At 41.2% G+C, this 26,847-nt stretch carries 30 protein-coding genes; 9 read left to right on the forward strand and 21 right to left on the reverse strand.

The features are described from left to right. Positions 1–830 (reverse strand): tRNA (adenosine(37)-N6)-threonylcarbamoyltransferase complex transferase subunit TsaD (gene tsaD / locus B3X18_RS02225; RefSeq protein ID WP_286935106.1); only part of this gene is annotated, 830 nt, incomplete at its 3' end. A 147-nt stretch (positions 831–977) separates the two neighbouring features. Between tsaD and rpsU the strand changes: the two genes are divergently transcribed. Both rpsU and B3X18_RS02235 read left to right on the forward strand, forming a co-directional pair. Next, the gene (gene rpsU, locus B3X18_RS02230; RefSeq protein ID WP_001136722.1) at positions 978–1,193 is read left to right on the forward strand and encodes a 30S ribosomal protein S21; all 216 of its coding nucleotides are present in this window, start codon (positions 978–980) and stop codon (positions 1,191–1,193) included. A gap of 34 nt (positions 1,194–1,227) precedes the next feature. Next, the gene (locus tag B3X18_RS02235; RefSeq protein WP_005014888.1) at positions 1,228–1,674 is read left to right on the forward strand and encodes a GatB/YqeY domain-containing protein; all 447 of its coding nucleotides are present in this window, start codon (positions 1,228–1,230) and stop codon (positions 1,672–1,674) included. 18 nt (positions 1,675–1,692) lie between these two features. On the opposite strand, the gene B3X18_RS02240 is transcribed toward B3X18_RS02235, so the two are convergent. From B3X18_RS02240 to B3X18_RS02295, 12 genes are all read right to left on the reverse strand, one after another. After that, positions 1,693–3,135, reverse strand: a complete 1,443-nt coding sequence (locus tag B3X18_RS02240; RefSeq protein ID WP_005025420.1) for a M48 family metalloprotease — start codon at positions 3,133–3,135, stop codon at positions 1,693–1,695. Between the two features lie 81 nt (positions 3,136–3,216). Continuing rightward, positions 3,217–4,188 (reverse strand): 2-hydroxyacid dehydrogenase, encoded by a 972-nt coding sequence (locus B3X18_RS02245; protein ID WP_005014893.1) that lies wholly within the window; start codon positions 4,186–4,188, stop codon positions 3,217–3,219. A gap of 21 nt (positions 4,189–4,209) precedes the next feature. After that, positions 4,210–4,881, reverse strand: a complete 672-nt coding sequence (locus B3X18_RS02250) for a hypothetical protein (RefSeq protein WP_005014895.1) — start codon at positions 4,879–4,881, stop codon at positions 4,210–4,212. A gap of 131 nt (positions 4,882–5,012) precedes the next feature. Continuing rightward, positions 5,013–6,902, reverse strand: a complete 1,890-nt coding sequence (locus tag B3X18_RS02255; RefSeq protein WP_005025418.1) for a M48 family metalloprotease — start codon at positions 6,900–6,902, stop codon at positions 5,013–5,015. A gap of 80 nt (positions 6,903–6,982) precedes the next feature. Beyond that, positions 6,983–8,521, reverse strand: a complete 1,539-nt coding sequence (gene purF, locus B3X18_RS02260; RefSeq protein ID WP_005014903.1) for an amidophosphoribosyltransferase — start codon at positions 8,519–8,521, stop codon at positions 6,983–6,985. 24 nt (positions 8,522–8,545) lie between these two features. Beyond that, entirely contained in the window at positions 8,546–9,133 is a 588-nt protein-coding gene (locus B3X18_RS02265; RefSeq protein WP_005014905.1) for a CvpA family protein, read from the reverse strand. 3 nt (positions 9,134–9,136) lie between these two features. Then, positions 9,137–10,141, reverse strand: a complete 1,005-nt coding sequence (locus tag B3X18_RS02270; RefSeq protein WP_010700201.1) for a quinone-dependent dihydroorotate dehydrogenase — start codon at positions 10,139–10,141, stop codon at positions 9,137–9,139. 90 nt (positions 10,142–10,231) lie between these two features. Next, positions 10,232–10,711, reverse strand: coding sequence for a type II secretion system protein GspM (gene gspM / locus B3X18_RS02275; RefSeq protein WP_005014909.1), 480 nt, complete (start codon positions 10,709–10,711; stop codon positions 10,232–10,234). Then, positions 10,711–11,853: a type II secretion system protein GspL gene (gene gspL, locus B3X18_RS02280; RefSeq protein WP_005014911.1), complete on the reverse strand. Its 1,143-nt coding sequence runs from the start codon at positions 11,851–11,853 to the stop codon at positions 10,711–10,713. Before gspL ends, gspM begins: the two co-directional genes overlap by 1 nt. 31 nt (positions 11,854–11,884) lie before the next feature. Beyond that, entirely contained in the window at positions 11,885–12,340 is a 456-nt protein-coding gene (locus tag B3X18_RS02285) for a phosphoglycerate mutase family protein (RefSeq protein ID WP_005014914.1), read from the reverse strand. Positions 12,341–12,407: 67 nt separating this feature from the next. Next, positions 12,408–13,481 carry an NAD(P)H-dependent glycerol-3-phosphate dehydrogenase gene (locus B3X18_RS02290; protein WP_005014915.1) on the reverse strand — a complete coding sequence of 358 codons (1,074 nt, stop codon included), beginning with the start codon at positions 13,479–13,481 and terminating at the stop codon, positions 12,408–12,410. A 38-nt stretch (positions 13,482–13,519) separates the two neighbouring features. Continuing rightward, on the reverse strand, positions 13,520–14,095 hold the full coding sequence (locus B3X18_RS02295; RefSeq protein ID WP_005014917.1) for a nitroreductase family protein: 576 nt from the start codon (positions 14,093–14,095) through the stop codon (positions 13,520–13,522). 208 nt (positions 14,096–14,303) lie between these two features. Here B3X18_RS02295 and B3X18_RS02300 point away from each other — a divergent pair, with 208 nt between their 5' ends. Beyond that, the gene (locus tag B3X18_RS02300) at positions 14,304–14,687 is read left to right on the forward strand and encodes a hypothetical protein (protein ID WP_005014919.1); all 384 of its coding nucleotides are present in this window, start codon (positions 14,304–14,306) and stop codon (positions 14,685–14,687) included. Positions 14,688–14,745: 58 nt separating this feature from the next. Here B3X18_RS02300 and rhlB read toward each other — a convergent pair whose 3' ends face one another. Both rhlB and B3X18_RS02310 read right to left on the reverse strand, forming a co-directional pair. Continuing rightward, positions 14,746–15,897, reverse strand: coding sequence for an ATP-dependent RNA helicase RhlB (gene rhlB, locus B3X18_RS02305; protein WP_005014921.1), 1,152 nt, complete (start codon positions 15,895–15,897; stop codon positions 14,746–14,748). Between the two features lie 101 nt (positions 15,898–15,998). Then, positions 15,999–16,211 (reverse strand): cold-shock protein, encoded by a 213-nt coding sequence (locus tag B3X18_RS02310; protein ID WP_005014923.1) that lies wholly within the window; start codon positions 16,209–16,211, stop codon positions 15,999–16,001. 387 nt (positions 16,212–16,598) lie between these two features. Here B3X18_RS02310 and B3X18_RS02315 point away from each other — a divergent pair, with 387 nt between their 5' ends. The 5 genes from B3X18_RS02315 (at position 16,599) to B3X18_RS02335 (ending at position 19,355) form a co-directional block, all read left to right on the forward strand. Further along, on the forward strand, positions 16,599–16,838 hold the full coding sequence (locus B3X18_RS02315; RefSeq protein ID WP_005014924.1) for a sulfurtransferase TusA family protein: 240 nt from the start codon (positions 16,599–16,601) through the stop codon (positions 16,836–16,838). 134 nt (positions 16,839–16,972) lie between these two features. Further along, positions 16,973–17,842 carry an RNA polymerase sigma factor RpoH gene (gene rpoH, locus B3X18_RS02320; protein WP_005014925.1) on the forward strand — a complete coding sequence of 290 codons (870 nt, stop codon included), beginning with the start codon at positions 16,973–16,975 and terminating at the stop codon, positions 17,840–17,842. Between the two features lie 133 nt (positions 17,843–17,975). After that, on the forward strand, positions 17,976–18,341 hold the full coding sequence (locus B3X18_RS02325; protein ID WP_005014926.1) for a DUF423 domain-containing protein: 366 nt from the start codon (positions 17,976–17,978) through the stop codon (positions 18,339–18,341). A 16-nt stretch (positions 18,342–18,357) separates the two neighbouring features. Then, positions 18,358–18,555, forward strand: a complete 198-nt coding sequence (gene thiS / locus B3X18_RS02330; protein ID WP_005014927.1) for a sulfur carrier protein ThiS — start codon at positions 18,358–18,360, stop codon at positions 18,553–18,555. Positions 18,556–18,569: 14 nt separating this feature from the next. After that, positions 18,570–19,355, forward strand: a complete 786-nt coding sequence (locus B3X18_RS02335) for a thiazole synthase (protein ID WP_005025409.1) — start codon at positions 18,570–18,572, stop codon at positions 19,353–19,355. A gap of 48 nt (positions 19,356–19,403) precedes the next feature. On the opposite strand, the gene B3X18_RS02340 is transcribed toward B3X18_RS02335, so the two are convergent. Next, positions 19,404–20,015 (reverse strand): glutathione binding-like protein, encoded by a 612-nt coding sequence (locus B3X18_RS02340; RefSeq protein ID WP_005014936.1) that lies wholly within the window; start codon positions 20,013–20,015, stop codon positions 19,404–19,406. Between the two features lie 262 nt (positions 20,016–20,277). On the opposite strand from B3X18_RS02340, the gene trmB reads away from it, so the two are divergent. After that, the gene (gene trmB, locus B3X18_RS02345; RefSeq protein ID WP_005014937.1) at positions 20,278–20,994 is read left to right on the forward strand and encodes a tRNA (guanosine(46)-N7)-methyltransferase TrmB; all 717 of its coding nucleotides are present in this window, start codon (positions 20,278–20,280) and stop codon (positions 20,992–20,994) included. A 38-nt stretch (positions 20,995–21,032) separates the two neighbouring features. On the opposite strand, the gene B3X18_RS02350 is transcribed toward trmB, so the two are convergent. The 5 genes from B3X18_RS02350 to B3X18_RS02370 form a co-directional block, all read right to left on the reverse strand. Further along, positions 21,033–21,707, reverse strand: coding sequence for a class I SAM-dependent methyltransferase (locus B3X18_RS02350; RefSeq protein ID WP_005025405.1), 675 nt, complete (start codon positions 21,705–21,707; stop codon positions 21,033–21,035). Positions 21,708–21,757: 50 nt separating this feature from the next. Then, the gene (locus B3X18_RS02355) at positions 21,758–22,540 is read right to left on the reverse strand and encodes a Rossmann-like and DUF2520 domain-containing protein (RefSeq protein ID WP_005025403.1); all 783 of its coding nucleotides are present in this window, start codon (positions 22,538–22,540) and stop codon (positions 21,758–21,760) included. 88 nt (positions 22,541–22,628) lie between these two features. Further along, positions 22,629–23,651: a lysozyme inhibitor LprI family protein gene (locus B3X18_RS02360; protein ID WP_034670121.1), complete on the reverse strand. Its 1,023-nt coding sequence runs from the start codon at positions 23,649–23,651 to the stop codon at positions 22,629–22,631. Positions 23,652–23,944: 293 nt separating this feature from the next. Beyond that, on the reverse strand, positions 23,945–25,405 hold the full coding sequence (locus B3X18_RS02365; RefSeq protein ID WP_005025399.1) for an OmpA family protein: 1,461 nt from the start codon (positions 25,403–25,405) through the stop codon (positions 23,945–23,947). 202 nt (positions 25,406–25,607) lie between these two features. Then, positions 25,608–26,843 (reverse strand): dihydroorotase, encoded by a 1,236-nt coding sequence (locus B3X18_RS02370; protein WP_005025398.1) that lies wholly within the window; start codon positions 26,841–26,843, stop codon positions 25,608–25,610. Positions 26,844–26,847: the final 4 nt, after the last annotated feature.

Here is a 26,847-nt window from a genome sequence, read left to right on the forward strand (position 1 = left end):
AGCTTTTCACGTAAACGCTGGTTTGCACTTACACCACCTGCTATTACCAAACGGTTTAACCCGGTCTGTTTTAATGCCTTGACTGATTTTTTTACTAAAGTATCGACAATAGCTTCTTGAAAACTGGCAGCAATATCGGCTTCACGATTTTGGCCTCCAACTTTTTTAAGCTGGACCGAAACAGCAGTTTTTAAGCCACTAAATGAAAAGGTCAGACCCTGGTGTAACATCGGACGTGGAAAATCAAATGCAGTCGGATTACCCTGCTGGGCAAGCCTGGCAATATTGGGTCCTCCCGGATACGGCAGATTCATCATTTTCGCGACTTTATCAAAAGCCTCACCGGCGGCATCATCAATAGACTCACCCAGTAATTCATATTGTCCGATACCATAAGCTGCCATTAACTGGGAATGCCCACCTGAAACCAGAAGCGCGACAAATGGGAATTCAGGTGGAGTATCTGAAAGTAAAGGCGCCAGCATATGGCCTTCCATATGATGAACCCCAATTGCCGGTTTGTTCAAGGCAAATGCCAGAGTACGTCCGAAAAGTGCTCCGGTCATTAGCGCGCCCATTAAACCTGGCCCACGGGTATAGGCAACTGCATCAATTTCAGTCTTTTTAACACCGCTTTGTATCAGCAGCTCATCTAAAAGCGGAATCAGCTTGCGTACATGATCCCGTGAAGCCAGCTCCGGCACTACTCCACCATACTCTGCATGCAGCTTGATCTGGCTATAAAGTACTTGCCCACGCAAACCCTGCTCGCTGTCATAAAGAGCCAATCCGGTTTCATCACAAGAAGTTTCCAAGCCTAAAACAATCATTAAACTGCCTTTATCCAATGCGAAAAAATAATGCAGAAACTATTATAGACTTGTGGTATGAGAAGTAAATGAGTAAAATAATGGCCTTCACTTGTGTATGCGGGCAATCCTGCCTGTGTACTTATCCATAAACTTAGAGGATTCTTCATGCCACAAGTTAAGTTGAAAGAAGGCGAACCAGTAGACGTAGCTATCCGTCGTTTCAAACGTTCATGCGAAAAAGCAGGTGTTCTTGCTGACGTTCGTAAGCGTGAATTCTACGAAAAACCAACTCAAGAACGTAAGCGTAAAAAAGCTGCTGCAGTTAAGCGTTACCAGAAAAAACTGGCTCGTGAATCTGTACGTACTACTCGCCTTTACTAATTAATTTGTGACTGATTACTGCCTGGAAAATATTATGACTACTTTAAAAGAACAGATTACTGATGCATTGAAAACTGCAATGCGTGCCAAAGCTATGGCAACAGTGACTGTTTTTCGTGGTCTGCAGGCAGCCATCAAGCAAATCGAAATTGATGAACGCAAAGAGCTTGATGATTCTCAGGTTCTTGCGGTCATTGAGAAACAGATCAAGCAACGTAAAGAGTCAGTAAAAGCCTATCAGGGCGCTGGCCGCGAAGATTTAGCTAGTAAAGAACAAGCCGAGATTGAGATTATTTCCCAATTTCTACCAGCAGCTATGACTGAGGAAGAACTTGATTCTCTCATTGAGCAAACAATTGCTGCTCAAGGAGCGACTAGCATGAAAGATATGGGTAAGGTGATGAATTCTCTACGTCCGATCATAGCCGGACGTGCCGACCCTTCTGCTGTTTCAGGCAAAATCAAGGCCAAGCTTTCTTAACACCCTGGTTTCTATCATTTAGATTTTTAATTGGCGCTCCTGTTGCATCTGATTTAATCGCGCATCAATTCTGGCAGACATCGCATTATTATTTTTTGCCAGTCGCTGTGCATGCAACATCGACTTAATTGCCGCTTCTTCTTCTCCACTCCAGTATTCCACCTCAGCACGATAACGTAATACATTCACAGCTTTTAAGGCTGAAGCCGGCTCAAGTGCAGCTGCCTGTTGCATTAAATGCCATCCATATACATCTCTTGGATTATTATTAGTAAAGCGCTGTACCAGTTTAATTACTTGTTTTGGCTGCTGTTGCCGGATTAGTACTTCAGCCAGTTTATAAGCTAATGACCGATTTTCTGGCATGATGCGCTGTAACGGGCTAATTGTATTTAAAGCCAGATCTATCTTGTTTTGTCCAAGATAAATATCAATCTGTATAAGAGAAATCAGCGGATGTGGACGGTTTGCCATTTTTGCCTGATTTAATGCTGTTTGTGCCTGACCATAATCGCCCTGCTGTTCATAAAATGCAGCTAACGCCAACTGGCCTGCAAAGCTGCCCTGTTTTGCCAAAATAGACAGCTGATTTTCAGTTGCCTGATGAGCGACCACCGCAGTATAAAGCTTAACAATTTCAAAATCAGGGTCAGATAAACTACTTTTTACTTTAGGCAACTGGTTAGCCCGTAGTCTTGCTTCGCTCATGCGCTGTGAGGTTAAGGGATGAGTGAGCCAAAAGTCTGGCATAAAACTGACACGGCTAGTAGAACGGTTCATCAGCTCAAAAAAATCTGCCATGCCTTGTGGATTGTAGCCAGCCGAGTACATATATTGCATGCCTATACGGTCTGCTTCACGTTCCTGGTTGCGGCTGTAGGTTAGCTGTTTATCCATTAAGGCAGCTTGAGTACCGAGCATAACTGCTGTGCCTGCTTCTCCATCAGCCTGTGAAGCAATGGCTGCTCCCACCAAAACACCAGCCAGTGCAAGCAGCCCTTGGCCTTTAAATGCCTCTTTAGAACGGCTGTAATGGCGCTGGGTAACATGCGCAATCTCATGCGCCATCACCCCTGCCACCTCATCAATATTACGGGCGGAAGTTACCATCCCCGTATTAATTGCAAACAGCCCGCCCGGCACAGCGAAAGCATTAATTTGAGAATCTTTAATTAGTACTAGTCCAATTGGCTGCCCTGCTTGAGTCTGACTTAAAATACGGGTGAAAATAGAATATAACTGGTCTTCAAGCCAGGGGTTTTGCATGACCGGCATTTGTTTATGAACTTCACGATAAACTTTTTCACCAATGAAGCGTTCTTGCTGCTGATCAATTAACCCTACTCCTCCACCAATATCAGGTACTTCTACCTGACCAAATGAAGAAGGAGCGTCAAAAGTAAGTGCTGGACTGAAAGTGGTCAGACTGCTCAGTCCTGCTGCAAGCAAAAACTTTTTCAATCTTGATTCCATAGCTGAATTCATCTTTAGCTAATATAACACTCAATATTGAAGAAAAATGCAGTGAAGTGTTATGAAGCTTTAGTTAAAGCCAGGGTTAACCAGATACCGTGGAATTTGGCCTTCTAGAGCCTGTACCAAGTTCTGATAAGCCAGCTCGGCCATTTTTTTACGGGTTTCTCCAGTTGCAGAACCCACATGAGGCAGAGTAACAACATTCGACAGGTTAAAAAGTTCAGATTCTTGTAAAGGTTCTTTGCTATAAACATCCAGACCGGCAGCAAAAATCTTGTTCTGTTTTAGAGTATTGATCAGTGCTGCTTCATCTATAACTGAACCACGTGCAATATTGACGAATACAGCATGGGATTGCATCTGATCAAATTCTGCCTGGCCGATGAGAGCTTTAGATTCATGATTTAAGTCGACTGCCATGACTATAAAATCAGAGTGCTGAAGCAGTTCACTCATTGAACAATATTTTGCTGCAAGAGGCTGGGCAAGTTCAGGTTGCTCACGGCGGTTATGATACAGAATATCCATATTAAAACCATAATGTCCACGACGTGCGACTGCCGCACCAATATTCCCCAAACCAATAATACCTAAAGTTTTGCCAAAAATATCTTGACCAAACTGCTCAGTACCCGCCGTACGTTTCCACTGACCCTGCTTGGTCCATTGGTCCAGATAAGGTACTCTGCGTGCTGCACTCATCAATAAACTAAAAGCCAAATCAGCAGTAGTCTCTGTTAAGACATGCGGAGTATTTGAAAGCCAGATTTTTTTCTGGTTTAGATAATCCACATCATAATTATCATAACCAACACTTACAGTTGAAATAACCTTAAGCTGCTGTGCACTCGCCAGGTTAGATTTATTCAGCACTCGTCCCGAACCAATCATGCCATCAGCATTTGTTACTGCCTGACGGATTTGCTCATTAATATCACCTGATTTAGGATTTAATACCTGAACTTCATATTGCTGTTGCAAACGCTCAAGAATGGCCTGATCAATCTGGCTAAATACGACTACGCGCTTTTTATCCATTTTTGTATTCCTATTTCTCTGCTATTCCATCTTTTTATACATAAATTGCCACAGGCGTTTCTTCAGTAACGGTTTATCCAGCATTTCCTGCAAACTGGCTAAACGGATAACTTTTGAATGATTCAGATATGGAATATCACCTAGGCTTAACACTGATTTTTCATAGGCAATAGCATCAATAAAACCTTGTACATAGCAACCTACACCACGATTATCCTGAAAATTGGGCAATGGGAAAGGCCATTCCAGCAAACTATACTGTCCTGACAAGCTACGCTGAATATTTAACCATAGCTGTTGCTGCGGCTCAGTTAGACGGGTAGCATTTATTAAAATTGTACAGTGCGCCAAACTATAAGCCTGCACACTAAAAGCTTCAACTTCTACTATAGGATTGACAGCCTCTACAGCATTTGCATCCTTGGAAGCTGCTGACAGGTGCTCTTTTTCAGCTTGGGGTGGTAGTTTATCAACAGCTACCTGCTCAACAATATCCGTGATTTTTTTTTGCAGGTTTTCTGTAGCAGAATCAGGCTTAACATCTTTTACATGATCATGAAAATGTAACGGCTCAACCCGTGCTGTCTGATCACGCCAGATTGGTGTATTGCCAAGGCGTGCTGATACAGTACCTCGAGGAATCCAGACATCAATTCCTAAAGTTGCCAGTATTTTCCGCTCATGCCCAATCATGTTACTACCCTAATTTTCCTGAAAGCTATTCTAACGGGCTTTTATATGCTTTGCTGTAGTTTCTGGCCGGTTCAGATATTTTATTCATTCATCATGGTGCATATTCTGATTTAATAAAATCGTCACCAGTTTCAAATAATCATGACACTATTCTTCTTTTGCATCTGGTCAATAATTTCTCTGGTTTCAAAACCCAATCGCCAGTAGAGCAACTCTAGTACATCGAGCTCATCTTGGGTAATAATCCGGTCATGCCACAGGCAAAGCTCGGCAATTCCCAGCATACTTAACCGGTCACGCAGTAATAGCCCCGCAATATCATTTAAAATCTCTGCCAAATCGAGCGGCTCATCAGAAATTTCTTCATATAAAGACAGCTCATCCAGAGTAAGAACCTGCTGTAAAATTCTATATCGCACATCTAGCTGGTTTGGACTATTAATCTGCTGTACATGCAATAGTGCGTCGACCAGCCGTACAATCTGCGGTTTAGCGTCTTCTAAAGATACAGGCATGTGCAAAGGCATCAGATTTAGCTCATATTTAACTTTTTCGAGCAATAAAGCATCGAGTAGTCCAATTTCGCCATCTTCTTGAATAATTTTTGCCAGTCGGGTTAGAAATTGACGGGCAATAGATGCGGGCATATGACCAATATTTTTACAGGCCTCTAAAAAAATCTGGATATGTACACGACCGTCCAGATTCAGCAATGCATCCACAATTGCACGGCTAACTTCAGCTTCTTTAGGAATAAATTCCCGATATTGACGAATCATCAAGATCGCAACCATAACTTCTCTTGACCCAGTAGCAGTCAACATAGCACGCTGGATCAGCTCGGGGCGCTTCATGCCACGACGTATTTCAGGCTTGAGAGGTTTGATTGCATCATTAATAGCAAAGCTGATAGGAGACAAACGTAATAAAGGTAGCGGTTGTGGAGAAGTCCAAGGATTGTAGACTTCTCCATTAATTTCTTCTAGAGAACGAAACAGGCTAAAAAATGGTTGGCTACGCAGCTTTTTCAGGTTTTCAAGCTGCAAGTCTTGTAGTAAGGCAGGATTTAGTTCATAAATTCTTTCTTCAATATTGGGATGAATATTCATCCAGCTCTGCGGACTCAATGAGTTGGCAAAACACATATGGGCAATTGATTCTGAATATTCACTATGAATCTGTGAACCTGCATGATGCACATAAATTCGGAGTAAAGTCTGAATATTGGCATCGTTTTGAATGAGACGCTTGGTTTTAAAATCATTCCGGAAGGTACGTCCACCTAAAGTCAGATATTTGATCAGACGAGTCACCAACACGCCCAAACTGCCAACCAGCCAGATAATACCTCCTATTGCGACAAACGTTGTTTCAAATTGGTGACGTTTATTAATAGTAGTTTTTCGAAACCCCAATTTGGCAATTTTACTCCCCCATTGGCTAAAAGTAGTCAGGCTACTATAAACGATCTTAAGCCGGGTATTTTCAGCTGTTTCGCCAGAAAGTATCTGGTTAAACTCATGACTGAGTAACCCATAAAGTTCTAGCTCATCGAGGTTTTGCAATGCTCCCCATGTCAACACAATTACAATATCTTGGGGATGGAAGCCAGCGGTTAAAGCATTTACACCGATCTCATCCGGCAGCACATATAAAGTTGGAGGATTGATCATGAACTTTTGTGCCAAATGTTCATTTAAATGAATGGCTACACTTTCCTCAGGTGTGCTTTCAATCAGATTAAGACGCCGAGCTTTTAGCTGTTTAGCAAGCGTATGCCCCCCAGAACGAAATACATAGCGTTCATAGGCAACCGAACCACCCATTACCAGTAATAACAATAAGATCAGATAAGGGCTGAATACATGCCACATGACAGCTTGTTCAGGATCAAAAAAATGAACTATTAGACCCAACAGGCTATTGAGAATAAATATACTTAAGATGATCGCAAGCAGACAAATGCTCATGGACCACATCATATTTTTATTAGTAATTAAATAATGGCTGACGTCTTTCAATGTAAAATTTCCTAATTACATTGTTTTGCCTATCTTAAAGTAAAAAAGCGGGCAAGACCCGCTTTTTAACGTGTTTGCGCTTACTCTTCCCTGATTCCGGTCAAATCAACAGAAGCGGCATCAATATTGACATCGATATACGGGTCTTTACCCTTTTTGGCCATATCGTTTCTCAATTTTTCCAGATCTTCCAGATAAATTTCATCAATATTGCCTGTCACATATATACCATCAAATACAGAACAGTCAAACTCGGTCAGATGAGGAACTTTCTTGGTACGAACAGCATCTTTCAAATCTTCCAGATCCTGAAAAATCAACCGGTCAGCACCAATAATTTCACGCACTTCCTCAACACTCCGGCCTGACGCAATCAGTTCAAATTTGGCCGGCATGTCAATCCCGTAAACATTCGGATACATGACTTCTGGTGCAGCCGAAGCAAAAAAGACCTGTTTGGCTCCAGAATCACGCGCCATCTGAATGATTTCGTTACAGGTAGTACCGCGAACAATTGAGTCATCTACCAGCAAGACATTTTTGCCTTTGAACTCCAACTCAACCGGGTTTAATTTTTGGCGTACAGATTTCTTACGCTGCTGCTGCCCCGGCATGATGAAGGTTCGTCCGATATAGCGGTTCTTCATAAAACCTTCGCGGAATTTCACCCCGAGAATATTAGCCAACTCCAATGCAGATGTACGGCTGGTATCTGGAATAGGAATCACCACGTCAATATCATGATTTTCGCCCCACTCACGCAAAATTTTTGCTGCAAGTGTTTCTCCCATGCGTAAACGGGATTTATACACCGAAATACCATCAATAATGGCATCAGGACGTGCGAAATAAACATATTCAAAGATACATGGGCGATAAGAAGGGTTCTTGGCACATTGCTGGGTAAATAGCTGACCTTGTGAATCAATAAAGATGGCCTCACCTGGTGCTACATCACGCTCGATTTTAAAACCCAGCGCAGTAATTGCCACAGATTCTGAAGCAATAATATATTCAGTACCTTCTTCTGTTTCACGTGATCCATAAATTAAAGGGCGAATCCCGTTAGGATCGCGAAACCCGACTACACCATGTCCGGTAATCATGGCTACTACACCGTAAGCTCCCTTACAGCGGTCATGCACACGGCTTACAGCATGGAAAATATCTTCTGCACATGGCTCTAACTTGCCACTCTTCTGTAACTCATGGGCAAATACATTAAGCAGCACTTCTGAATCCGAATCAGTGTTCATATGACGCAAGTCAGTTTTGAACAGGTCTTCATGAATGTCTTTTGCATTTACCAGATTACCGTTATGTGCCAAGGTAATCCCATAAGGTGAATTTACATAAAATGGCTGGGCTTCGGCACTACTTGATGAACCCGCAGTAGGATAACGTACATGTCCGATGCCGTAATTACCCAGCAAGGCGCGCATATGACGCGTATGGAATACATCGCGTACCATACCATTATCTTTTCTCAAGAAAAGACGTCCTTCATGGCAGGTTACAATCCCAGCTGCATCTTGTCCACGATGTTGCAACATCGTCAAAGCATCAAACAACATTTGGTTAACTGGCGCTTTACCGGCTATACCAACTACTCCACACATAACAACCTCGCAGACAGGCTAGGATTAATAAAAAGGATTATTTGTTGAATGGTTTGAACGCTCACTGGCAGCTGTATCATTGGACTCACGCCGAGAAGGAGAAGATGCAGGCTGTTGTTCAGACTTCATTTCATCTAATGCATGATTCGCCACATTTTTAGAAATTTCAGTTGCCATAGGCGCATAAGGTAATAAAGCTTGTATCAGTCTGGACTGCTTCCAGTGAGGAGAACTTTCCACCCAAGGGCCCAAGCCTTGCATAGTAATCAAGACTACCAGCAGGCCTTTAAGCGAACCAAAAGCTCCACCAGCCAAACGGTTTAATGGACCTAATTTAAAAGTTTTCAGAATACCATTCAGAAATGCAGTGACAATCCAAGTCAGCACAACAATGATCAGGGCAATAAATGCAAAGGCGGCAATTTTCTGGACCACCGGATCATGACTGAGTACCACCATAGAAGGCGCGAGAATATTGGCATATTTTGCACCAATAATCAGTGCAAATACCCATCCTACCAAGTTCGCAAAGGCCTTTACAAATCCTTGTCGCAAACCGTTGAGCCCTCCAATGAGCAGGATAATCAGGATAACTATATCGATGGTATTCATAAATTAATTCATGGCATCAACACAGTCTTTGATCAAATTTGGTCCAGTATAGATAAGACCACTGTAAATCTGTACAAGCTGGGCACCATACTGTTGTTTTACAGCAGCCTGGTTTCCAGACACAATCCCACCCACACCCACCAGAGCGACCTGACCTTTTAGTCTTTTCGCAAATTCCTGCAAACACTGGTTACTTTTCTCAAATACTGGTGCACCAGACAATCCACCGCTCTCATCTGCACAGGCCAAACCCTCTACTCCTTCACGGGATAAAGTAGTGTTGGTCACAATCAGCCCATCAATTTTGAAGATAACCAGCTGGGAAGCAATAAATTCAATATCCTGCTGGCTCAGATCCGGCGCAACTTTTAAAACTAGAGGCACATAATGCTGATATTGCTCTGCGAGCTCAAGCTGTCGGTTTTTCAATGTTTTAAGCAACTCGGTCAAAGCATGACCACTTTGCAGATCGCGTAAATTTTTGGTATTTGGGGAAGAAATATTTACTGTCACATAAGAAGCATAATTATATACTTTTTCAAGACAGGTCAGATAGTCCGAAACTGCATTTTCTACAGGGGTATCAGCGTTTTTACCGATGTTAATTCCCAGAATGCCTTTATATTTCGCTGCTTTTACATTCTCAACCAGCCGATCAACACCATCATTATTAAAACCCATACGGTTAATGATGGCCTTTGCCTCAGGAATCCTAAATAAACGTGGCTGAGCATTACCGGTTTGGGGACGTGGAGTAACTGTTCCGATTTCAATAAAACCGAAACCCAATGCAGCTAAAGCATCAATATAAGCGCCATTTTTATCCAAACCTGCTGCTAGTCCGACCGGGTTGGGAAATTCGATTCCCATACAGGTCACAGGCTTATGGGCAACTGTCTGATGTCCAATTCCAAACTTATGGGCTGATTTTAGCAATGATAAGGTCAGTTCATGTGCACGCTCTGGTGCTAGCGAAAACAACATGGGGCGGGCCAGAGAATAGAACATATCAGCAAAAATCTACCGCTTTACAAGTTGCCATATTATAGGCACAGGTTACATAAAAGGCTATGCCTGAACTATGTTTATTTTTACAGCTTATTGCACGGTCACAATGAGCCTGATTTGCTGGTTTTGATTTATAAGCTCCATTTTTTCAATATTTAAACCCATCTGTGCCATTTGGGTTAGGAAGTTGGCTAATACAGCATAATTATCATGCTGCACTGAAATCTGAAGCTGCTTTCCGGTGGCCTGGATACTGGCTGATAACCCCTGCTGTTGAGAAATACGCTGCACCTTCTCTACCGGCGTCAGCTGCGACTCTCCCGCTGGTTTCATGGTTACTGCATTGGTCTGCATCCGGACCATAAGATCCTTGAGGTCATTTAAACGTTTTTGCTGGTCATCCGCAGCTTTATGCATGGTCCAGAGTGACCATCCAACGGCTGTGACCAGCACAAAGACTGTGGTAAAAATTACCATGATTCTTTCGCGCAGAGAAAGTCCGTCCAGATAGTCTTCTATACGCTCAGCTAGGTTTTTCCATGAATGGTCTATTTTCTCAAATATTTTCATTATTGTACTTTCACCAAACCGATTACTCCCGCCCCCTGGGTTTGTACATTACCAAGTTCAGCTTTAAAACCTTGCTGGTTTAACTGCTGGGTAAGTGCCTGCAACTGTTCAGATGAACTGGCTTTCAAATCAAGACTTAATATTGATGACTCATATCCTACCCGCTCTGCCAGAATCTGCTGCTGGGCCAAGATTGGGCCAACCCGGCTCAAAATTTGCAGTGCCTCAGTATTTGCACTACGGCTCATACGCAATTGGCTTTCAAACTGACTTTGTATATTTTCTTCAGTAATACGGCTATTGGGTCCAAACCAGTCTTGATACTGGTCAATTGCCTGTATCGCAGTCTGATCAGCCAGTTTTTTTAATTTTGACCAGCGTAATACATCATAACTCAACTGTACTATAAGAATGGCACAAAATACTGCTGCACAAGCTTTCCAATAACCAGAAAACTGTTCACTTTTTTGTGCTTTAGGCAAAATATTGAAGGGATGCTGTTTAGGCTTTTTAATAGGCTCGAACTGATAACTAAAGTACTGTCTCTGCTCTTGAGTAGTTACTGCATCTAGTACTATTTGCTGATCTGGACTCAGCCCGCTACAACGGAAACGGGTCTCCGGATGAATAAATTCCAGATAAACTCCAAGCTCATCTATTGAATTGCCACTAAACTCATTTTCACGTGCAAGTAACCGCTGATGAATATTTGCAAGTATAGTTTCACCGGGATCAGGCTGGGGTAAAACCAGGAAATCTGGCAAAAGTGCAGCAACTTTTAAAGGAAGTAAATTCAGTGAATGCAGTAATGTTTCTACTAAATTCAGTGCTACTCCCATGACTGTTAATCGTTCTTCAGCAGCCTGAAAATAGTGCAGTACTTTTAGCTGATCAATCGGCTGTATTACATACTCTTCCAGCAGATAGCGTACCCCTTCTGTACCAAGCTGCTTATATTGAGATTTACTCATCTGCTGCTGAAGCAGTTGTAGCCCGCGACTTGGGAAAAAAACAACTATTTCTTCACCTTGATATATTTTAATTTCCTGAATCAGCTGTTCAAGACTCGAGCTCTCACTCCAGGCATCCCCATTTGACCATTGCCAAACTCCATTGGCTTCTGGCATCCATAAATACAACATTAAGTCTGATCTACCATTTTTCTAATTTATTTTAATGTACTGGAATAAAGTTCTGCTGTTGGACTGCCAGGCCATTTGCAATTACGGGAAGTTCATAAATTCGCGCTTCAGCCAGTGCAAAAGGATGAAATGGCTCATGAATAAGCTGCTCGGCAATATGTGCAATAACATTCATATGACACACGACAGTAATCGACTGGTAAGGTAGTTGTGCTAGCCAGTCAATCGCATCTTTTGCCTGATCATCTGGTTTAATTTTATCACAGACCAGTACCGGAACATCAGGGAAATTCTTTTGAATATGGACCAAGGTTTCTTGTGCCCGTAATAACGGACTCACAACAAAAACCTCTGGCTGTATCAGATCTTTCAAATATTTTCCAGTTTCCTCAGCCTGTGTATGACCCCGCTCAGTCAAAGGTCGCTTGCTGTCGGTTACTTGCAGCGGATGGGCTGCCTCACCATGTCGAATCAGAACCAATTGCATATACTATCCCCATTACTTCAGACCTATCATAACGTTTTTTCATGACATTTATGATATGTCTTGATGATTAGACCTGATTATGTGGCAACACAAATTCTACATCACTGCGATGACCATTTTTCATCAAAGATAAGGCTATTGTTAGTGGCGGCGCATTTTCAAAAATAACTTCATACAAAGCATTAGTGATCGGCATATATACCTCAAGCTCTTGTGCTCGTGTACGTACCTGAACGATAGTATTGATCCCTTCCGCAGTTTGTCCTAATTCCTGCGTAGCCTGTTCTAAAGTTTTGCCTTTACCCAGAGCAAAACCCACTTGATAGTTACGGCTGAGTGGACTGTTACAGGTAGCAAACAGGTCACCAACACCAGATAAACCTAAAAATGTTAAAGGATTAGCACCCAATTTGACAGCAAAACGGCTCATTTCAGCCAAGGCACGTGTAATAATCATACTTTTGGTGTTTTCACCTACATTATAGGCCGCCGCCATTCCCATCGCGACTGCATAAATATTTTTTAAAGCACCGCCAAGCTCTACTCCATGTACGTCATCACTGCCAAAAACACGAAATAAAGCGCTATGTAAAGCCTGTTGCATCGCATAACGCACCAGTTCCGAGTGGCTGGCGATTACTGTACCCGCCGGCATACCTGCCATAATTTCTTTTGCCAGGTTCGGGCCTGAAAGCACTCCATAAGGAACTTCTGGCAACTCATCACGAATAATGTCACTCATAAAGCTAAAGGTTTTAGCTTCAATTCCTTTCGTAAGCGAAACCACTGCCTGCGCACTGATAAAAGGTTTAATTTTTTGTATAACATCCCGAAAAGAATGGCTTGGAATGGCTACCAGAATAATATCACGGTCGCGTACTGCCTCTTCAAGATCAGATACTGCCTGCAATTCTTTCTCTAAAGGATAATCTGGCAAGTAGCGCTGGTTGATATGTGTCCGGTTAATTTCCCGGGCAATTTCTTCATCGCGAATCCAGATCTTGGTATCACAACCATTGCGTACAGAAATATTAGCCATAGCTGTACCAAAACTTCCACCACCCAGTACAGTGATTCTTAATGCAGTTTTACGGTCAATTTCAACAGGTTCAACCAGATCGCTAAACTTCAACTCTGACATTATTTTTATCCTTCATGTTCCATACTATGGAAACAAAATCATTCAGACCAGTAACTTACAAAATTCTGTGTATCTATCTCTGTACGCGGTGCAATTGCTTTAGCTGCTGTACCAATATAGATAATGCCTGAAATTAAATCATGTTCACGCAAATTCAAAGCTTTTTTTAGCAAGCTGGACTCTACCACAGCACCTGAACGCCACATTGTTGAAAACCCTTGCGCTTGCAGGGAAAGCAAAAAGTTCTGGATAGCTGCTCCTGAACTTAATGTTTGTTCAAAATAAGGAACTTTTGGGTGATCTTGAAAACGGGTTAACGCCAAGACCAGTAACGGAGCACGCAAAGGATGATTCTTTACCCGTTCAATCTGTGCTGCTTCCATTGTACCCATATCAGCCACTGCCTGTGATAATAGTTCACCAAATGTTTCGCGCTGCTCAGATGCAATAACCACAAAATGAGTCGGTTTTAAGCGGTGATGGTCTGGTGCTGTTAATGCTGCCTGAAAGGCGAGTTCAAGCTGTTCTGCATTTGGAGCAGGTTCAACCAGATGTCCAATTGATTGCCGCTGATGAATATTGTGATGAATCAGCTCTACAGTATTGTCTGCCATTAATTTTTAAATATAAGATTCAAGATCAAACTAGATTAGCACAATCTTTTCATTTTATTGAGTTACAGACAATCTGCCAGTAGCGCTTTTAACAGCTTTCACAAATAATATCTATAAAACTTCAATTTCCATACAACCCATTCAATATGATTCAGAGTAAATATGCTCAAATAGTTCCAATCTTTTAATAATAGTTTTAGGGTGTATGATGAAAAAAATTCTAAGTTTGGGTTCCCTATTTGCAGCTTCGCTCATGCTGACCGCCTGTGCTACCACCCCAAAAAACAGTCTGGCAATTCAGAAGGAAAATAATCAGTATGAAGTGACTGGAATTGGTAAAACCAATATTATTTCTAAAAATAATGCTATTAGTGCAGCTAACAGCACTTGTGGCAGTAAAGCAACTGCTGTAGTTGTAGATGAGAAAACCAGTTATAACGGTGTACTCAAAGGCGTGGTGGATGAGCAGACTGGCCAAATGGTACAAGCTGCTGCTGGTGTGCTCGGTGCGATTACCGGTAACCGTACAGATATCTCCCGCGACGACGATTATCAGACTGTATTAACGTTTTACTGTCGCACTAATTCATAAATAAGCTTCATAGAAAATCCCGGCATATTGACCGGGATAATTCATTTAAACACTTTAATTAACAATAACCATCTAAACGAGTAAGTGGCAGTTTCTGTCCAATTGCTTTTTCAATGGCTGGCAGATAAAACGCATCGTCTTCTGATAAAAAGCTGATACTAACACCCTGTGCACCAGCACGACCAGTACGACCAATACGATGAACATAATCATCTGACTGTTCAGGTAAAGTAAAATTAATAACATGTGAAACATTATCAACATGAATACCGCGTCCGGCCACATCAGTAGCAATCATAATGTTATGCTTGCCATTTTTGAACTGATCCAGCATTTTCAGCCGTTTATCCTGAGCAATTTCACCTGAAAGCATAACGACTTTGTAACCATCCTTTTTCAAATGATCATAGAGACGGCGCACCTGGTCACGACGATTTGCAAAGATCATAACCTTTTCAATTGGTTCATCACGTAAAATTTCTTGTAGCAGCTTATATTTGTCCCGGTTCGCTACCATATACACACGTTGTTCAACGTCGGCATTGGTTTTCTTTTCAGGTTCAATTTCTACTGTAACAGGCTCGAATAACCATTGCTGAGCCAAGTTCAGTACATCATAACTGAATGTAGCCGAGAACATTAGAGTCTGACGTTGTTCTTTACGAGGTGAAAACCGTACAATCCTTTTCACTGAAGGAATGAATCCCATATCCAGCAGACGGTCAGCTTCATCAATCACTAAAAATTCGATCTGGTCCAGCCAAACCTCTTTTTGTTCTACAAAATCTATCAAACGTCCTGGAGTTGCCACAATAATGTCGACAAAATTCTGATCAAGCTGCTTTTTCTGCTTATCAAAATCTACACCACCCAGTAATGTAACCAGATGCAGATCTGTGAATTTGGTTAACTCTTTAGCATCACTTTCAATTTGCAGAGCCAGTTCACGTGTAGGAGCCAGGATTAGGGCTCTTGCCTCACCACGATAACGCTGTTCTTTAATCGGATTATTAAGCAGATCATTGATTACACTGATCAGGAAGGCTGCGGTTTTACCCGTACCAGTTTGCGCACGACCAATTGCATCGTGTCCAGCCAAGGTATAATTTAACACCTTCTGCTGGATAGGAGTCATTTCCTTGAACCCTAAAGCATCAATCGCTTTTTTCAGTTTCGGATGTAAATTCAAGGTTTCAAAACCAGATGCCATATACGTGCTCTAACTATTAATCACCCAAATTGGCGTTCATTATAAACAAAAACGCCCCAATACGAAAATTGGAGCGCCTCTCATCAATCAAAATTGATGAATTAGTCTAAAGGCTGCACTTCTTCAGCCTGAAAACCTTTTTGACCTTTTACTACGCTGAATTCAACGCGTTGACCGTCACGTAGTGAGCGATGGCCTTCACCCATAATCGCACGGAAATGAACAAATACGTCATCACCACCGTTACGCTGAATAAAACCAAAACCTTTAGTGTCGTTAAACCACTTTACTACGCCTTGTTCACGAGCTGTCATAAGTCAATCCTCAGTTGCTTCAATTAAAGGACCTTCCGGTGTTGCAAACAGCAGAGCAAACAAGATTTAAAAATAGTTATTATTTCTAAGCTTGTAATCATTCTGTAAAACTATTAACAAATTCCCGGTTACATCCATAAATATTTAAGTTTCACCACAATTTAGGTAGTGGTAATCCCTAAGTACGCAACGAGCTTAGCATGGGTTTATGACAATTAATAGTTTTTTTAATGAATTCTTCTTTACGTTCGTTTATGTTTTTGTATGATAATTGAACTGAATTCTATTTTTAAATATTTTACTATTGATTCCTAATGCAAATTCAGTCAGCTGATTTTATTTGCTAAAATACCTTTTATGAAAGCTAATTTTTTCTGAGTTCAGATTATGAACGAAACTTTTGGGGCAACCCCTGTAGAAATCGATGCATTGGGTCAGCCCTGCCCAATGCCACTACTAATGTTAAAACGGGCCTTAAAGCAAACCAAGGCGCCATTTATCTTTATTTTAAAAGCTTCCGATCCAAATAGCGAGATAGATATTGTACGTTACTGCCGGCTCCATCAGATTAAATGTACCCTGACTCAGAATCATGCTCAAGAATACCACTATTTAATTGAATCTTAATTATTTTCCTTTAAGATAATACAGTGTTAAAGGTATAAAACTTTACATTTTTCTACCCAATATTCCTTAATTATGGAAATCTTTCCGATTAAGATAAATGCATTGGTACGATTATCGTCCTACAAGGAGAACTCATGAGTGACAGCAGCAATCAATTGATGCCCCTGTCATTATCTGCGCCAGGGGTCAATCTCGGTGCATATATTAGCACCGTTAACCAGATCCCCATTTTAACAGCCGAGCAGGAAAAAGAACTTGCTGAACGTTATTATTATGATCAGGATCTAGATGCAGCGAAAATGCTGGTCATGTCGCACCTGCGTTTCGTTGTTCACATTGCACGCAGTTATGCAGGTTACGGCTTGCCTCAGGGTGACCTGATTCAAGAAGGTAATCTGGGACTAATGAAAGCAGTCAAACGCTTTGATCCAAGCATGGGTGTACGCTTGGTGTCTTTTGCAGTTCACTGGATTAAAGCCGAAATACATGAATACGTTATTCGTAACTGGCGTATTGTAAAAATTGCCACCACTAAAGCACAGCGTAAATTATTTTTTAATTTGCGTAGCTTGAAAAAGTCCAGTAAAAAGTTAACGCTCGAAGAAGCGCGCTCAATCGCAAATGATTTAAATGTAACACCAGAGCAGGTTCTGGAAATGGAAGGCCGTCTTACTGCCTATGATGCTGCTTTTGAGGCACAAGGTGATGACGATGATGATTCATCTAGTCATGTGGCGCCGGTACTTTATCTGGAAGACAGCCGCTATGATCCTGCCCGTCTGGTAGAAGACGAGGACTGGGAAGAACAGAGCAACTCGGCATTACATAATGCTATGGATCAGTTAGATGACCGTTCACGGAATATCCTGCAACGCCGCTGGCTCGATGATGACAAGTCAACCCTACATGAACTGGCAGCAGAATATAATGTTTCAGCAGAACGTATCCGTCAGTTAGAAAAAAATGCGATGGAAAAAATCAAGGTTGCCATGTCTGCAACCTGATTATTTTCTCAAAAGCCAAGGGCATTTATTGCCCTTTCTTATTTTTTAGTTTCTCATTTTTGTTATTTATTACCCTTATTCTCTATATAAATCTATGTTAATGTTCATCTAGTTTTTCAGGTGGTTATGGCTTATGTGGATTGCAATCTCCGCACTCAACCTTGCCTTGGCGGTCATGGTAGGTGCTTTTGGTGCACACGGTTTAAAGACTCGTGCCAGTGAAGCTCAACTGGCTTGGTGGCACACAGCAACAGAATACTTTTTTTATCATGCTTTAGGCTTATTGATTTTAGGTGTGATAAGTAAGACTTTGCCTCAACTCCCAATTAAAGGCAGTTTCCTGCTCATCCAGTTTGGTATTTTTCTGTTTTGTGGCTCACTATATATTATGGCTCTAGGGCTTCCGCGTGGTCTTGGCGCGATTACACCTATTGGGGGGGCGCTGATGATTGGTGGATGGTTATTGCTGGCCTGGAATGCATTTAAATATTTAAGATAAGAATGGAAATAATGGTATGCAGATCTATTTAAATGGCGAACTTATGCATACGCCCTGCCAGAACCTTTTAGAATTGGTCCAGTCACTTGCACTAGAGGGTAAGCGTTTTGCAGTAGAAATGAATGAAATGATCATTCCTAAAAGCAAACTGGAACATACCCCTATTTCGGATCAAGATCGTATTGAAATTATTCACGCTGTCGGTGGCGGCTAATCTGGAGCTCTTCCATGCAAGATACCCCTTTAATTATTGGTTCCCGTCAATTCAGTTCACGTTTGCTGGTTGGCACCGGAAAATATAAAGACTTAAATGAAACTGATTTGGCTATTCAGGCAAGTGGTGCTGAAATAGTAACTGTTGCCATCCGGCGCGTGAATATTGGACAGCATCCAGATCAACCTAACCTGCTCTCTGTTATTCCTCCAGAAAAATATACGATCTTACCGAATACAGCAGGCTGCTTTGATGCTGATAGTGCCATTCGTACCTGTATGCTGGCACGTGAATTACTTGATGGCCATAATCTGGTCAAGCTTGAAGTACTAGGTGATGAAAAAACATTATATCCGAATGTTACAGCTACACTAAAAGCTGCACGTACCCTGATTGACGATGGTTTCGAGATTATGGTTTATACCTCGGATGACCCAATCGTAGCCCAAGAACTCGAAAGTATGGGCTGTGTAGCGATTATGCCACTTGGTAGCCTGATTGGCTCAGGTTTGGGAATTCTGAATCCTCATACTATTTCGATTATTAAAGAAAATGCCAAAGTCCCGGTACTGGTTGATGCAGGAGTAGGTACAGCAAGTGACGCTGCAATTGCTATGGAGCTTGGTTGTGATGGTGTACTCATGAACACTGCAATTGCTGCTGCACAGCAACCGGTAGTAATGGCCTCTGCTATGAAAAAAGCAGTTGAAGCTGGCCGTGAAGCATATCTGGCTGGTCGTATGCCACGTAAACGTATGGCAAATGCTAGCTCCCCAGAGACGGGCTACTTCTTTAAATAGTATTAATAAAAAAAGGACTCAATATGAGTCCTTTTTAAAGCAACCAGCTTAAGGAATCAAGCCTTCATCACGCATTGCAATCTGAACAGATTGACGTTCTGCAATTTTGTTGCGTAAAGCCACAATATTCTTATATGGGCTCAGGTCATGTTCAATATGATTTGACCAGTTGGTGAGTACAAATAGATAAGCATCAGCCGGACCAAAATTATCATCAACCAGATAATCGCATTCCCAGTTTTCTAGATAATTGTCAATATACGTTAGTAGTCGGTCAACCTCAGCATAGGCCTTTTCTTTTTCATCATCCCCCAGTTTACCTGTAAAAAATACAGCGTAAGCGTCATGCAGTTCAGAATTCAGATATCCCAGCCATTCAAGTACTTTGGCACGTCCCATGCCTGATGGCGGAATTAGATCCTGTTTTGGGTCATGCTGGGCAAGAAAAGGAAGAATGGCTACATTTTCAGTTAAAATTAGACCCGGATTGATCTCAAGCGCAGGCACATAACCCTTTGGATTGATTTCGTAATAATCAGTACCTTTTTCTGTTTTATGAGTTTTTAAATTCACTCGCTCTAAATCAAAATCAACATTAATTTCATTTAAAATAATATGCGCTGCGAGTGAACATGCACCTGGAGAATAATAAAGCTTCATATATGATCCTTGTTATTTAACTCATAATGTTTTAAAACGCTTCATAAAGACTTTCAAGTCAACAAAGTTATAAATTGCAAAAAAGCGTAAATATTGAAATAAAATTTACTTTATACAATATTGAGAATATTCAATAATTTTTCAAGTTTTAAAGTGCTATTTTTAGTACCTGCATGTTTTAAGCTTAAGTGAGTGCAAAAAATTTGACTTGCCCTTTTCAGTCTTTAAAATAGCGTTTTCAGATTTTAGTACTGCCAAGATTATGTCAACCGATCAGTTAGAAACGCAAATTACCGAACTGGACAATTTGCCTGAACATCGTGAAATTGTGACATTTATGCGTCGCTCCTCACCGCTAAATACTTCACAGCGCACAGCTCTGGAACAGTATCGTAATTTGATTTTAGAGTATCCAGTGGGTGACTTACGTCAACACTTTGAATACCCTGAACGCCCGCTGACTGTAGAAATTGGTTTTGGTATGGGCCGTTCGCTAGTGCTTATGGCCAAAGCCAATCCTGAGCGTAATTTTATAGGGATTGAAGTACATGTGCCCGGTATAGCACAATGTGTCTATGAAGCAGGTATGGCAGGACTAAAAAATCTGCGTTTACTGGATGCCGATGCTATTCAGGTACTGCGTGAAATGCCAGATAACAGTATCAACTGCATTCAGCTGTATTTCCCAGATCCCTGGCAGAAAAAACGCCACTTCAAACGCCGTTTTGTAGCTCATGAACGTATGGAACTGGTTGAACAAAAGCTTGAACTCGGTGGTACCTTCCACTCGGCTACTGACTGGGAACCTTATGCAGAATGGATGCTTGAGGTTCTAGACAATCGTCCTAGACTGGAAAACCTTGCAGGAAAAGGTCATAGTTATCCACGTCCGGACTGGCGTCCACAAACCAAATTTGAGCGCCGTGGCATTGAAGCGGGCCACAAAATTAATGACTTTATTTTTAAAAAGATTCAATGATTGAAAAAACAAGCTGGTGAATTAAAGTATTCGCCAGCTTAACGCTGTACAATAAACCCCTCATAACATAAAAGCTGGGTAAATCTTTTGACTTGGCTAAAGCCAGCCTGTTTTAAAAACTGGAAAGTCTCCTGTTCAGACAAAGCGAAAAAATCATCTTCTAAACGTTGAAGCATGGTTTCAGTCTGCTTTTCACTGAGACCGTTATTTTCACATATATACTTTAAGCTGAGTTTTTCCTGCAGTGATACTATTTTTACCAGATCAAAAGTTATAAACATTCCGCCTGGTTTTAAGGTCTCATAGATCTGTTTTAAAAATTTAGATTTCTCAGTATAACTAATAAAATGTGTGACTAATATAGATAAGGCTGCATCAAAATTCTGATCAGTATCTAGCTGACTCATATCACCCAGAATAAAATTTACTCGATTATTGCCATCAAACTGTTGAACATATTGTTTGGCCTTATCAAGCATGGTGTCAGATATATCAATTGCAGTAAATTTCCATTCTGGAAATTGCTGAAGCAGATAACCCAGCTCATAGCCAGTACCGCAACCTATAATTAATAGGTGTACTTTGTTACCGGCAATATAAGCTTTCAATAAAGCCTGAATTTGCTGATGTACCAACTCATAACCTGGAATCAGTTTACGGATGTGCTCATTATAAGTTTTCACAACTTTGGAGTTATTAAAATCCTTTGCCATACTTCGGTCCTGTTTTTTTACTGCTCCGAGTTTGAGCGAGTTCAATCTTTTTATTTAATACATTGATGTGATTTTAAAATACTTTGACTCATCACTTGGTATATTTCCCTTAAATCTTCACGCTCAGCGTGATTAAGTAGCTGCATATGCATATTAAGAATATTTTGGTCTCCACGCACTGCAGGACCAGTTTGCATTAAATGTGGATCATGTTGCAGTGCCTTCTGGGCAGTTTCACTGATCAAGGGATAAAGCAGCGAAAAATCCACCTGTTGCTGGTCTACTATCTGTTTGGCCAGATCATAACAATAGTTAGTAAAATTACAGGCAAATACGGCAGCGAGATGCAGGCTTAAACGTTGGGCTGAAGAATAATTATATATCCTTTGACTTAGGCTATTTGCCAAATATTTAAGAATTTCCAGATTCTTAGCTTCAGTTGCCTCAATAAATATTGGAGTAGCCTGCCAGTCAATCTCACGTTCAAAACTGAAAGTCTGCAACGGATATAGAACACCCGCATGAGAATAATGTTGCGATAGTATATTTAAAGCAGTACTTCCGGATGTATGTACGACGAGACTGCTTGATAAATACGGAGCTAACTGAACAATTGTTTCTGTAATTGCCTGATCACTTACTGCAATAATTATCAGGTCAATCTGTGAATTGATATCATGATAGTGGTCAATTGGTTCAGCATTGAATTGCTCTGCAAGTTGTCTGGCATGATCCAGATTACGGCTGAACACCTGAACAATTTGATGCTGTTTTGCAAGTCCCCGTGCCAGATGAGTCGCTACCTTGCCTGAACCGATAAAACTAATACGCATAAAAGACTGATAGTGAAAAATAATGCTCTAGCATGCCAATAAAAAAAGAGCGAATCAATCCGCCCTTTTTCTTTTCAACAGTCATCCATTAAAACAGGTTATTGAGATAGACACTACGTTCAGCAGTTTTCTGATTAAAGCATTTGGTGTACTGCATATCCTGATTTTGCTGCTCCATGGCTTTATCCCAGTAATTTGACTGCTTTTGATAAACCTCGCGTTCTGCTTCAGGAATCTGATAAACACTTCTCTGCGAGATTACCTTACAATCTACATCACGTTTTTCAAACCAGTCAGACTGGTCTTGCTTTAACTGAGTACGCTGCTCTTCTGTCAGACTGTCCCAAATCTGGTTCAAACGTTCTACCTGCTTCTGTTTTTCAGCATCCAGTTCTTTTTTGCGGATATCCATTGCTTTTTGTGCAAGTTCAGTCTGGACAGTATTCTCATGAACAGATTCTTTGATAGAATTTTGAATTTCCTGATTTTCTTTGACGTAAGCTGCATATTGCACTGCTTTTACCGTCACAAAAACCACACCATCGATGACTGCGTTCTGATTAGGAATATCCAGACTCAAGCCTTCTTTGTCAGTTTTGGTAATGTCATAAGAAAATGTACCGCGCAACTGGTTATTATTTAGGGATAAACCTGATTCACCTTCTTCCAGATAGTCAGCTATAGTCGTTCCGCCCTCACATTCTTCACAGTTTTCTAGGTATTTCTGATAGGCATTTTCTGCACGTTGCAATAAGCCTTTTGGAAAATGTACAACCAGCTGACTTTCACAGTTTAACTGATTCGCATTCTTAGGATCTTCGGTCACAGTACGCACATTTTTAACCTCAAATCTTAAGCTCTGGTTGATCTTAGCCAGAAGCTCCCGGTCTGCTTCATAATAGTCAGACTGCCTGAGGTTCTTTTCAACTTCTTTTAAATATTCACTTTTAAGGTATTTTTGAATCTGGTTCAGATTATCCTGATTGGTACAGCTCCAGTCTGCCATATCCTGAACAGCTGCCTGATCCTGTTTATCTTTATTTTTAAAGCCATCACATCCCCCTAATACAGCAATACATGAAAGCATTGATAGGGCTAATAATTTTTTCATCTTTAATCCAGAGTGTATTGTAATTTTATGGGGCGTATTTTAATCAAGTTTTGAGGTAACTGACCAGATTTCTCATGCTTATTTTTATCTACAGTTCAAACTAATAAAATAATATAAACCTTTTTTATATTTTATTATTAAAGCGCTTTATAAAACACCAAGAATAAATCTGCTTTAATCTATCAATCGTTATTTTAAATTTTTATCTTCATTAAAATATGAAAATTCAAATGATATAGAAAGGCCAGTTTAACTGACCTTTTTAAAAATATTTGTTTTATCTAATATTAAAATCATGAAGCAGGTTTAACGCCTTGTTCATTTACTTCACGAACTACACCCGTATCCGTATTCAAAATTTCAAACTCAATCCGGCGATTCTGAAATTTGCCTTGACTGGTTGCATTATCAGTGACCGGCTGGTCCTGACCATATCCTAAAGCTTGCAGCTTACTTGGGCTCACCCCCCGGCTTACCAGATAATTCACTACAGCCTGGGCACGCTGTACAGACAGATTGTTATTAACAGCTTCACTGCCTTCAGCATCGGTGTGACCTTTTACAGTGACGACTACATTTGGCACACGTTGCAACAGGGCGGCCGCCTGATCAAGAATCGGTTTATTAACATCCGGTACTTGTGCAGAACCGCTGGCAAAATGAATTACTTCAAGATTCAGTGCGGTAGCTATATCTAGTGGTTTAATATTATCAGGATTAATTTGTGATAAGGTACGTTCAGCATCTGTAACTCCAGCATGGGTTGGCTGAGGATTGCTGGCAACGAGTTGTTGGGTGGTGATAGTCATATCTGGTACGAGCAAGCGAATCTGACTAACCAGACTCTGTGCATCACTATTACGGGAAGACTGGATATTAATTTCTTTACCTGTCCAGGTAATTGAAGAATTTGGTACACCCTGTACGATTTTCAATACGCTTGGTAAAGCATCCTGATTCATAAAACTTGCATGATAGATAGACTGGGTATCTACACCACAACCAGAAGGATGACTAAAAGTATACTTAACCTCGCCTTGTAAAATATCTACATATTTTAAATCACTGATTCTTATCTGGCAGGTAATCAACTCACCTTCATCTCCAGTGGTTAACTGAAAGTATGCTGGCTGGGTTCCATTGACTACAGCCTGCTGATCAGTCTCTTGATCATCATCACACGCCCTGAGCATCAATGCTGCCAGAATTGCTAAAACAACAATACCAATCAATGGCCATAAAACATTGGTTCTTCGATCCTCTATAATGACCGGATCTGGTTCCCGTGGCGCCTGATAAAGAGTTTCCCCTGCGGCAGGATTAATACCTAGACCGGCTAATAGCGCCATTGCCCAGTGTGGTAATACTGCCAGAATAATATCCTGATGAGTATAAAGCAGATGTCTGATCGCTTCCGGGTCTGGACTACCCGCCTCTTCGATTAAAACAGCCATTGTCGGTGTAATAGACTGGTTTAATATGCGCTCGGTTTCGAGATGAGGAATACTACCACTTACCTGATTTAAAAATTGTTCTTTAAGAGCGATATGATGTCCGAATAATTCATTTAGAGTCGGATTTAACTGGTTTTCTAAAGAAGGTATCAGCTCAGGCCGAGCTTTTAAAATGGCCAGTAAAACTGGATAAAATTGTGCCAGTGCATCAGACTTTTCTACCAGATAAGTGGTCTCACCTTCTAGAACAATAGCTGAAACCTTTTGCCTCAATAATTCAATAAAATTTATACTCATCATCATTCTCTCTTTTATTGGCATTATTATTGGAATTAATGCATTTAAAATAAGCTGTTTTTTATACTATGCTGAATATTAATACGGTTACTAGCGAAACTCTTTAGAAATAACAAAATGTTATAGAAATTTTAATAAATCACTGAAAAACTCAATAAGAAAGCCAGCTTATGCTGGCTTTTCTATTTCTTCCATATCATTCTGTTTAAGGCAGGAATATTTCTACAACCTTACCTTGCACCTTTTGCTGAATCAGTGGTGTATTTTTACCTTTAGACAGCATATTTTCCTTACTGACTGTCCATTCCAGATCAGGATCAACCAGTACCCAGCCTGATTCTGACTGCCAGCGTTTTACCATATTGGCTACTCGTGCCGGCTCCAGCGTTACTTTTTCTACCCATTCTAACGGGCTGAACAGGCCTTCTTTAACCAGCTGGATACCAAACGGAATATAAGTATCAAATGCACTGATTCCCGGCAAGGTTTCTGCAAACGGCGCCATTTTAGCAGAACCGGATAAGGGTTCATGATGCGTACAAATGGCATCAATTATTCCCGATTTCAAGCCTTGGCGTAATAGTTCCTTATCCTGTGCTGAGCGTAGAGGAGGACGTACATGCGCCAGTGAATTGAATCCATCTGTTAACTGGTCAGTTAAATGCAACTGGTGCATGGCAACATCAGCAGTTACAGGTAAGCCTTTGGCCTTAGCAATCTGGATCAGTTCAACAGATGCGCCACAAGACAGCAGACCAAAATGGGCACGTACTCCGGTTGCCTCTATCATAAGCAGATATTTAGCAATAGCGACGGTCTCTGCCATAACCGGAATCATAGGCAAGCCTTGGCGTGAAGCGACAAAACCTTCATGGGCACAGCCATCTTTGGCAATTTGTGGCTCTTCAGCATAAAACACAACGGTCATATCCAGACCCGCTGCATATTCCAAGGTACGGATAACTACATCATCATTCTCAAAAGGTGCATGAGCATTAGAAACTGCAGTACATCCACCTTTTTTCAGACCCGCCATATTAGCAGGCTGCTTACCATTTAGACCTTGAGTCTGTGCACCGATAATATGCAGATAAATACCACCATCTAACATAGCTTTCTCTTGTAAGCCATGGATCAGCGAGCCATTATCCTGAACAATCGGCTTGGAGTCTGGCGGTGTAATCACATGCAAAATACCATTATGACGTGCAGCCCGGCCTTCAGATTTTAATGTCCCATGCTGCTGCTGACCCGGTTCGCGCAAACGTGCACACAGGTCAACCATAGTTGGCATAAGCCATTTACCTTGTCCATTAATAGTTCTTTCGACATCATCACTGGCATCGACACGCGTACCATTTTGCAAAAAGATTGTTTCAATCCTGTCAGTTTTGGCGATCGGGTCAAGAACGCGTACATTTTCAATTTTGACAATACTCATTTCT

This window comes from Acinetobacter sp. UBA6571 (genome assembly GCF_002434085.1).
Lineage (GTDB): Bacteria > Pseudomonadota > Gammaproteobacteria > Pseudomonadales > Moraxellaceae > Acinetobacter > Acinetobacter radioresistens.

What these genes read in the sequence shown, in the direction of transcription:
- rpsU (WP_001136722.1), top strand. Translation starts at nt 978, where the DNA reads ATGCCACAAGTTAAGTTGAAAGAAGGCGAACCAGTAGACGTAGCTATC.
- B3X18_RS02235 (WP_005014888.1), top strand. Translation starts at nt 1,228, where the DNA reads ATGACTACTTTAAAAGAACAGATTACTGATGCATTGAAAACTGCAATG.
- B3X18_RS02245 (WP_005014893.1), bottom strand. Translation starts at nt 4,188, where the DNA reads ATGGATAAAAAGCGCGTAGTCGTATTTAGCCAGATTGATCAGGCCATT.
- B3X18_RS02250 (WP_005014895.1), bottom strand. Translation starts at nt 4,881, where the DNA reads ATGATTGGGCATGAGCGGAAAATACTGGCAACTTTAGGAATTGATGTC.
- purF (WP_005014903.1), bottom strand. Translation starts at nt 8,521, where the DNA reads ATGTGTGGAGTAGTTGGTATAGCCGGTAAAGCGCCAGTTAACCAAATG.
- B3X18_RS02265 (WP_005014905.1), bottom strand. Translation starts at nt 9,133, where the DNA reads ATGAATACCATCGATATAGTTATCCTGATTATCCTGCTCATTGGAGGG.
- B3X18_RS02270 (WP_010700201.1), bottom strand. Translation starts at nt 10,141, where the DNA reads ATGTTCTATTCTCTGGCCCGCCCCATGTTGTTTTCGCTAGCACCAGAG.
- gspM (WP_005014909.1), bottom strand. Translation starts at nt 10,711, where the DNA reads ATGAAAATATTTGAGAAAATAGACCATTCATGGAAAAACCTAGCTGAG.
- gspL (WP_005014911.1), bottom strand. Translation starts at nt 11,853, where the DNA reads ATGTTGTATTTATGGATGCCAGAAGCCAATGGAGTTTGGCAATGGTCA.
- B3X18_RS02285 (WP_005014914.1), bottom strand. Translation starts at nt 12,340, where the DNA reads ATGCAATTGGTTCTGATTCGACATGGTGAGGCAGCCCATCCGCTGCAA.
- B3X18_RS02290 (WP_005014915.1), bottom strand. Translation starts at nt 13,481, where the DNA reads ATGTCAGAGTTGAAGTTTAGCGATCTGGTTGAACCTGTTGAAATTGAC.
- B3X18_RS02295 (WP_005014917.1), bottom strand. Translation starts at nt 14,095, where the DNA reads ATGGCAGACAATACTGTAGAGCTGATTCATCACAATATTCATCAGCGG.
- B3X18_RS02300 (WP_005014919.1), top strand. Translation starts at nt 14,304, where the DNA reads ATGAAAAAAATTCTAAGTTTGGGTTCCCTATTTGCAGCTTCGCTCATG.
- rhlB (WP_005014921.1), bottom strand. Translation starts at nt 15,897, where the DNA reads ATGGCATCTGGTTTTGAAACCTTGAATTTACATCCGAAACTGAAAAAA.
- B3X18_RS02310 (WP_005014923.1), bottom strand. Translation starts at nt 16,211, where the DNA reads ATGACAGCTCGTGAACAAGGCGTAGTAAAGTGGTTTAACGACACTAAA.
- B3X18_RS02315 (WP_005014924.1), top strand. Translation starts at nt 16,599, where the DNA reads ATGAACGAAACTTTTGGGGCAACCCCTGTAGAAATCGATGCATTGGGT.
- rpoH (WP_005014925.1), top strand. Translation starts at nt 16,973, where the DNA reads ATGAGTGACAGCAGCAATCAATTGATGCCCCTGTCATTATCTGCGCCA.
- B3X18_RS02325 (WP_005014926.1), top strand. Translation starts at nt 17,976, where the DNA reads ATGTGGATTGCAATCTCCGCACTCAACCTTGCCTTGGCGGTCATGGTA.
- thiS (WP_005014927.1), top strand. Translation starts at nt 18,358, where the DNA reads ATGCAGATCTATTTAAATGGCGAACTTATGCATACGCCCTGCCAGAAC.
- B3X18_RS02335 (WP_005025409.1), top strand. Translation starts at nt 18,570, where the DNA reads ATGCAAGATACCCCTTTAATTATTGGTTCCCGTCAATTCAGTTCACGT.
- B3X18_RS02340 (WP_005014936.1), bottom strand. Translation starts at nt 20,015, where the DNA reads ATGAAGCTTTATTATTCTCCAGGTGCATGTTCACTCGCAGCGCATATT.
- trmB (WP_005014937.1), top strand. Translation starts at nt 20,278, where the DNA reads ATGTCAACCGATCAGTTAGAAACGCAAATTACCGAACTGGACAATTTG.
- B3X18_RS02350 (WP_005025405.1), bottom strand. Translation starts at nt 21,707, where the DNA reads ATGGCAAAGGATTTTAATAACTCCAAAGTTGTGAAAACTTATAATGAG.
- B3X18_RS02355 (WP_005025403.1), bottom strand. Translation starts at nt 22,540, where the DNA reads ATGCGTATTAGTTTTATCGGTTCAGGCAAGGTAGCGACTCATCTGGCA.
- B3X18_RS02360 (WP_034670121.1), bottom strand. Translation starts at nt 23,651, where the DNA reads ATGAAAAAATTATTAGCCCTATCAATGCTTTCATGTATTGCTGTATTA.
- B3X18_RS02365 (WP_005025399.1), bottom strand. Translation starts at nt 25,405, where the DNA reads ATGATGAGTATAAATTTTATTGAATTATTGAGGCAAAAGGTTTCAGCT.
- B3X18_RS02370 (WP_005025398.1), bottom strand. Translation starts at nt 26,843, where the DNA reads ATGAGTATTGTCAAAATTGAAAATGTACGCGTTCTTGACCCGATCGCC.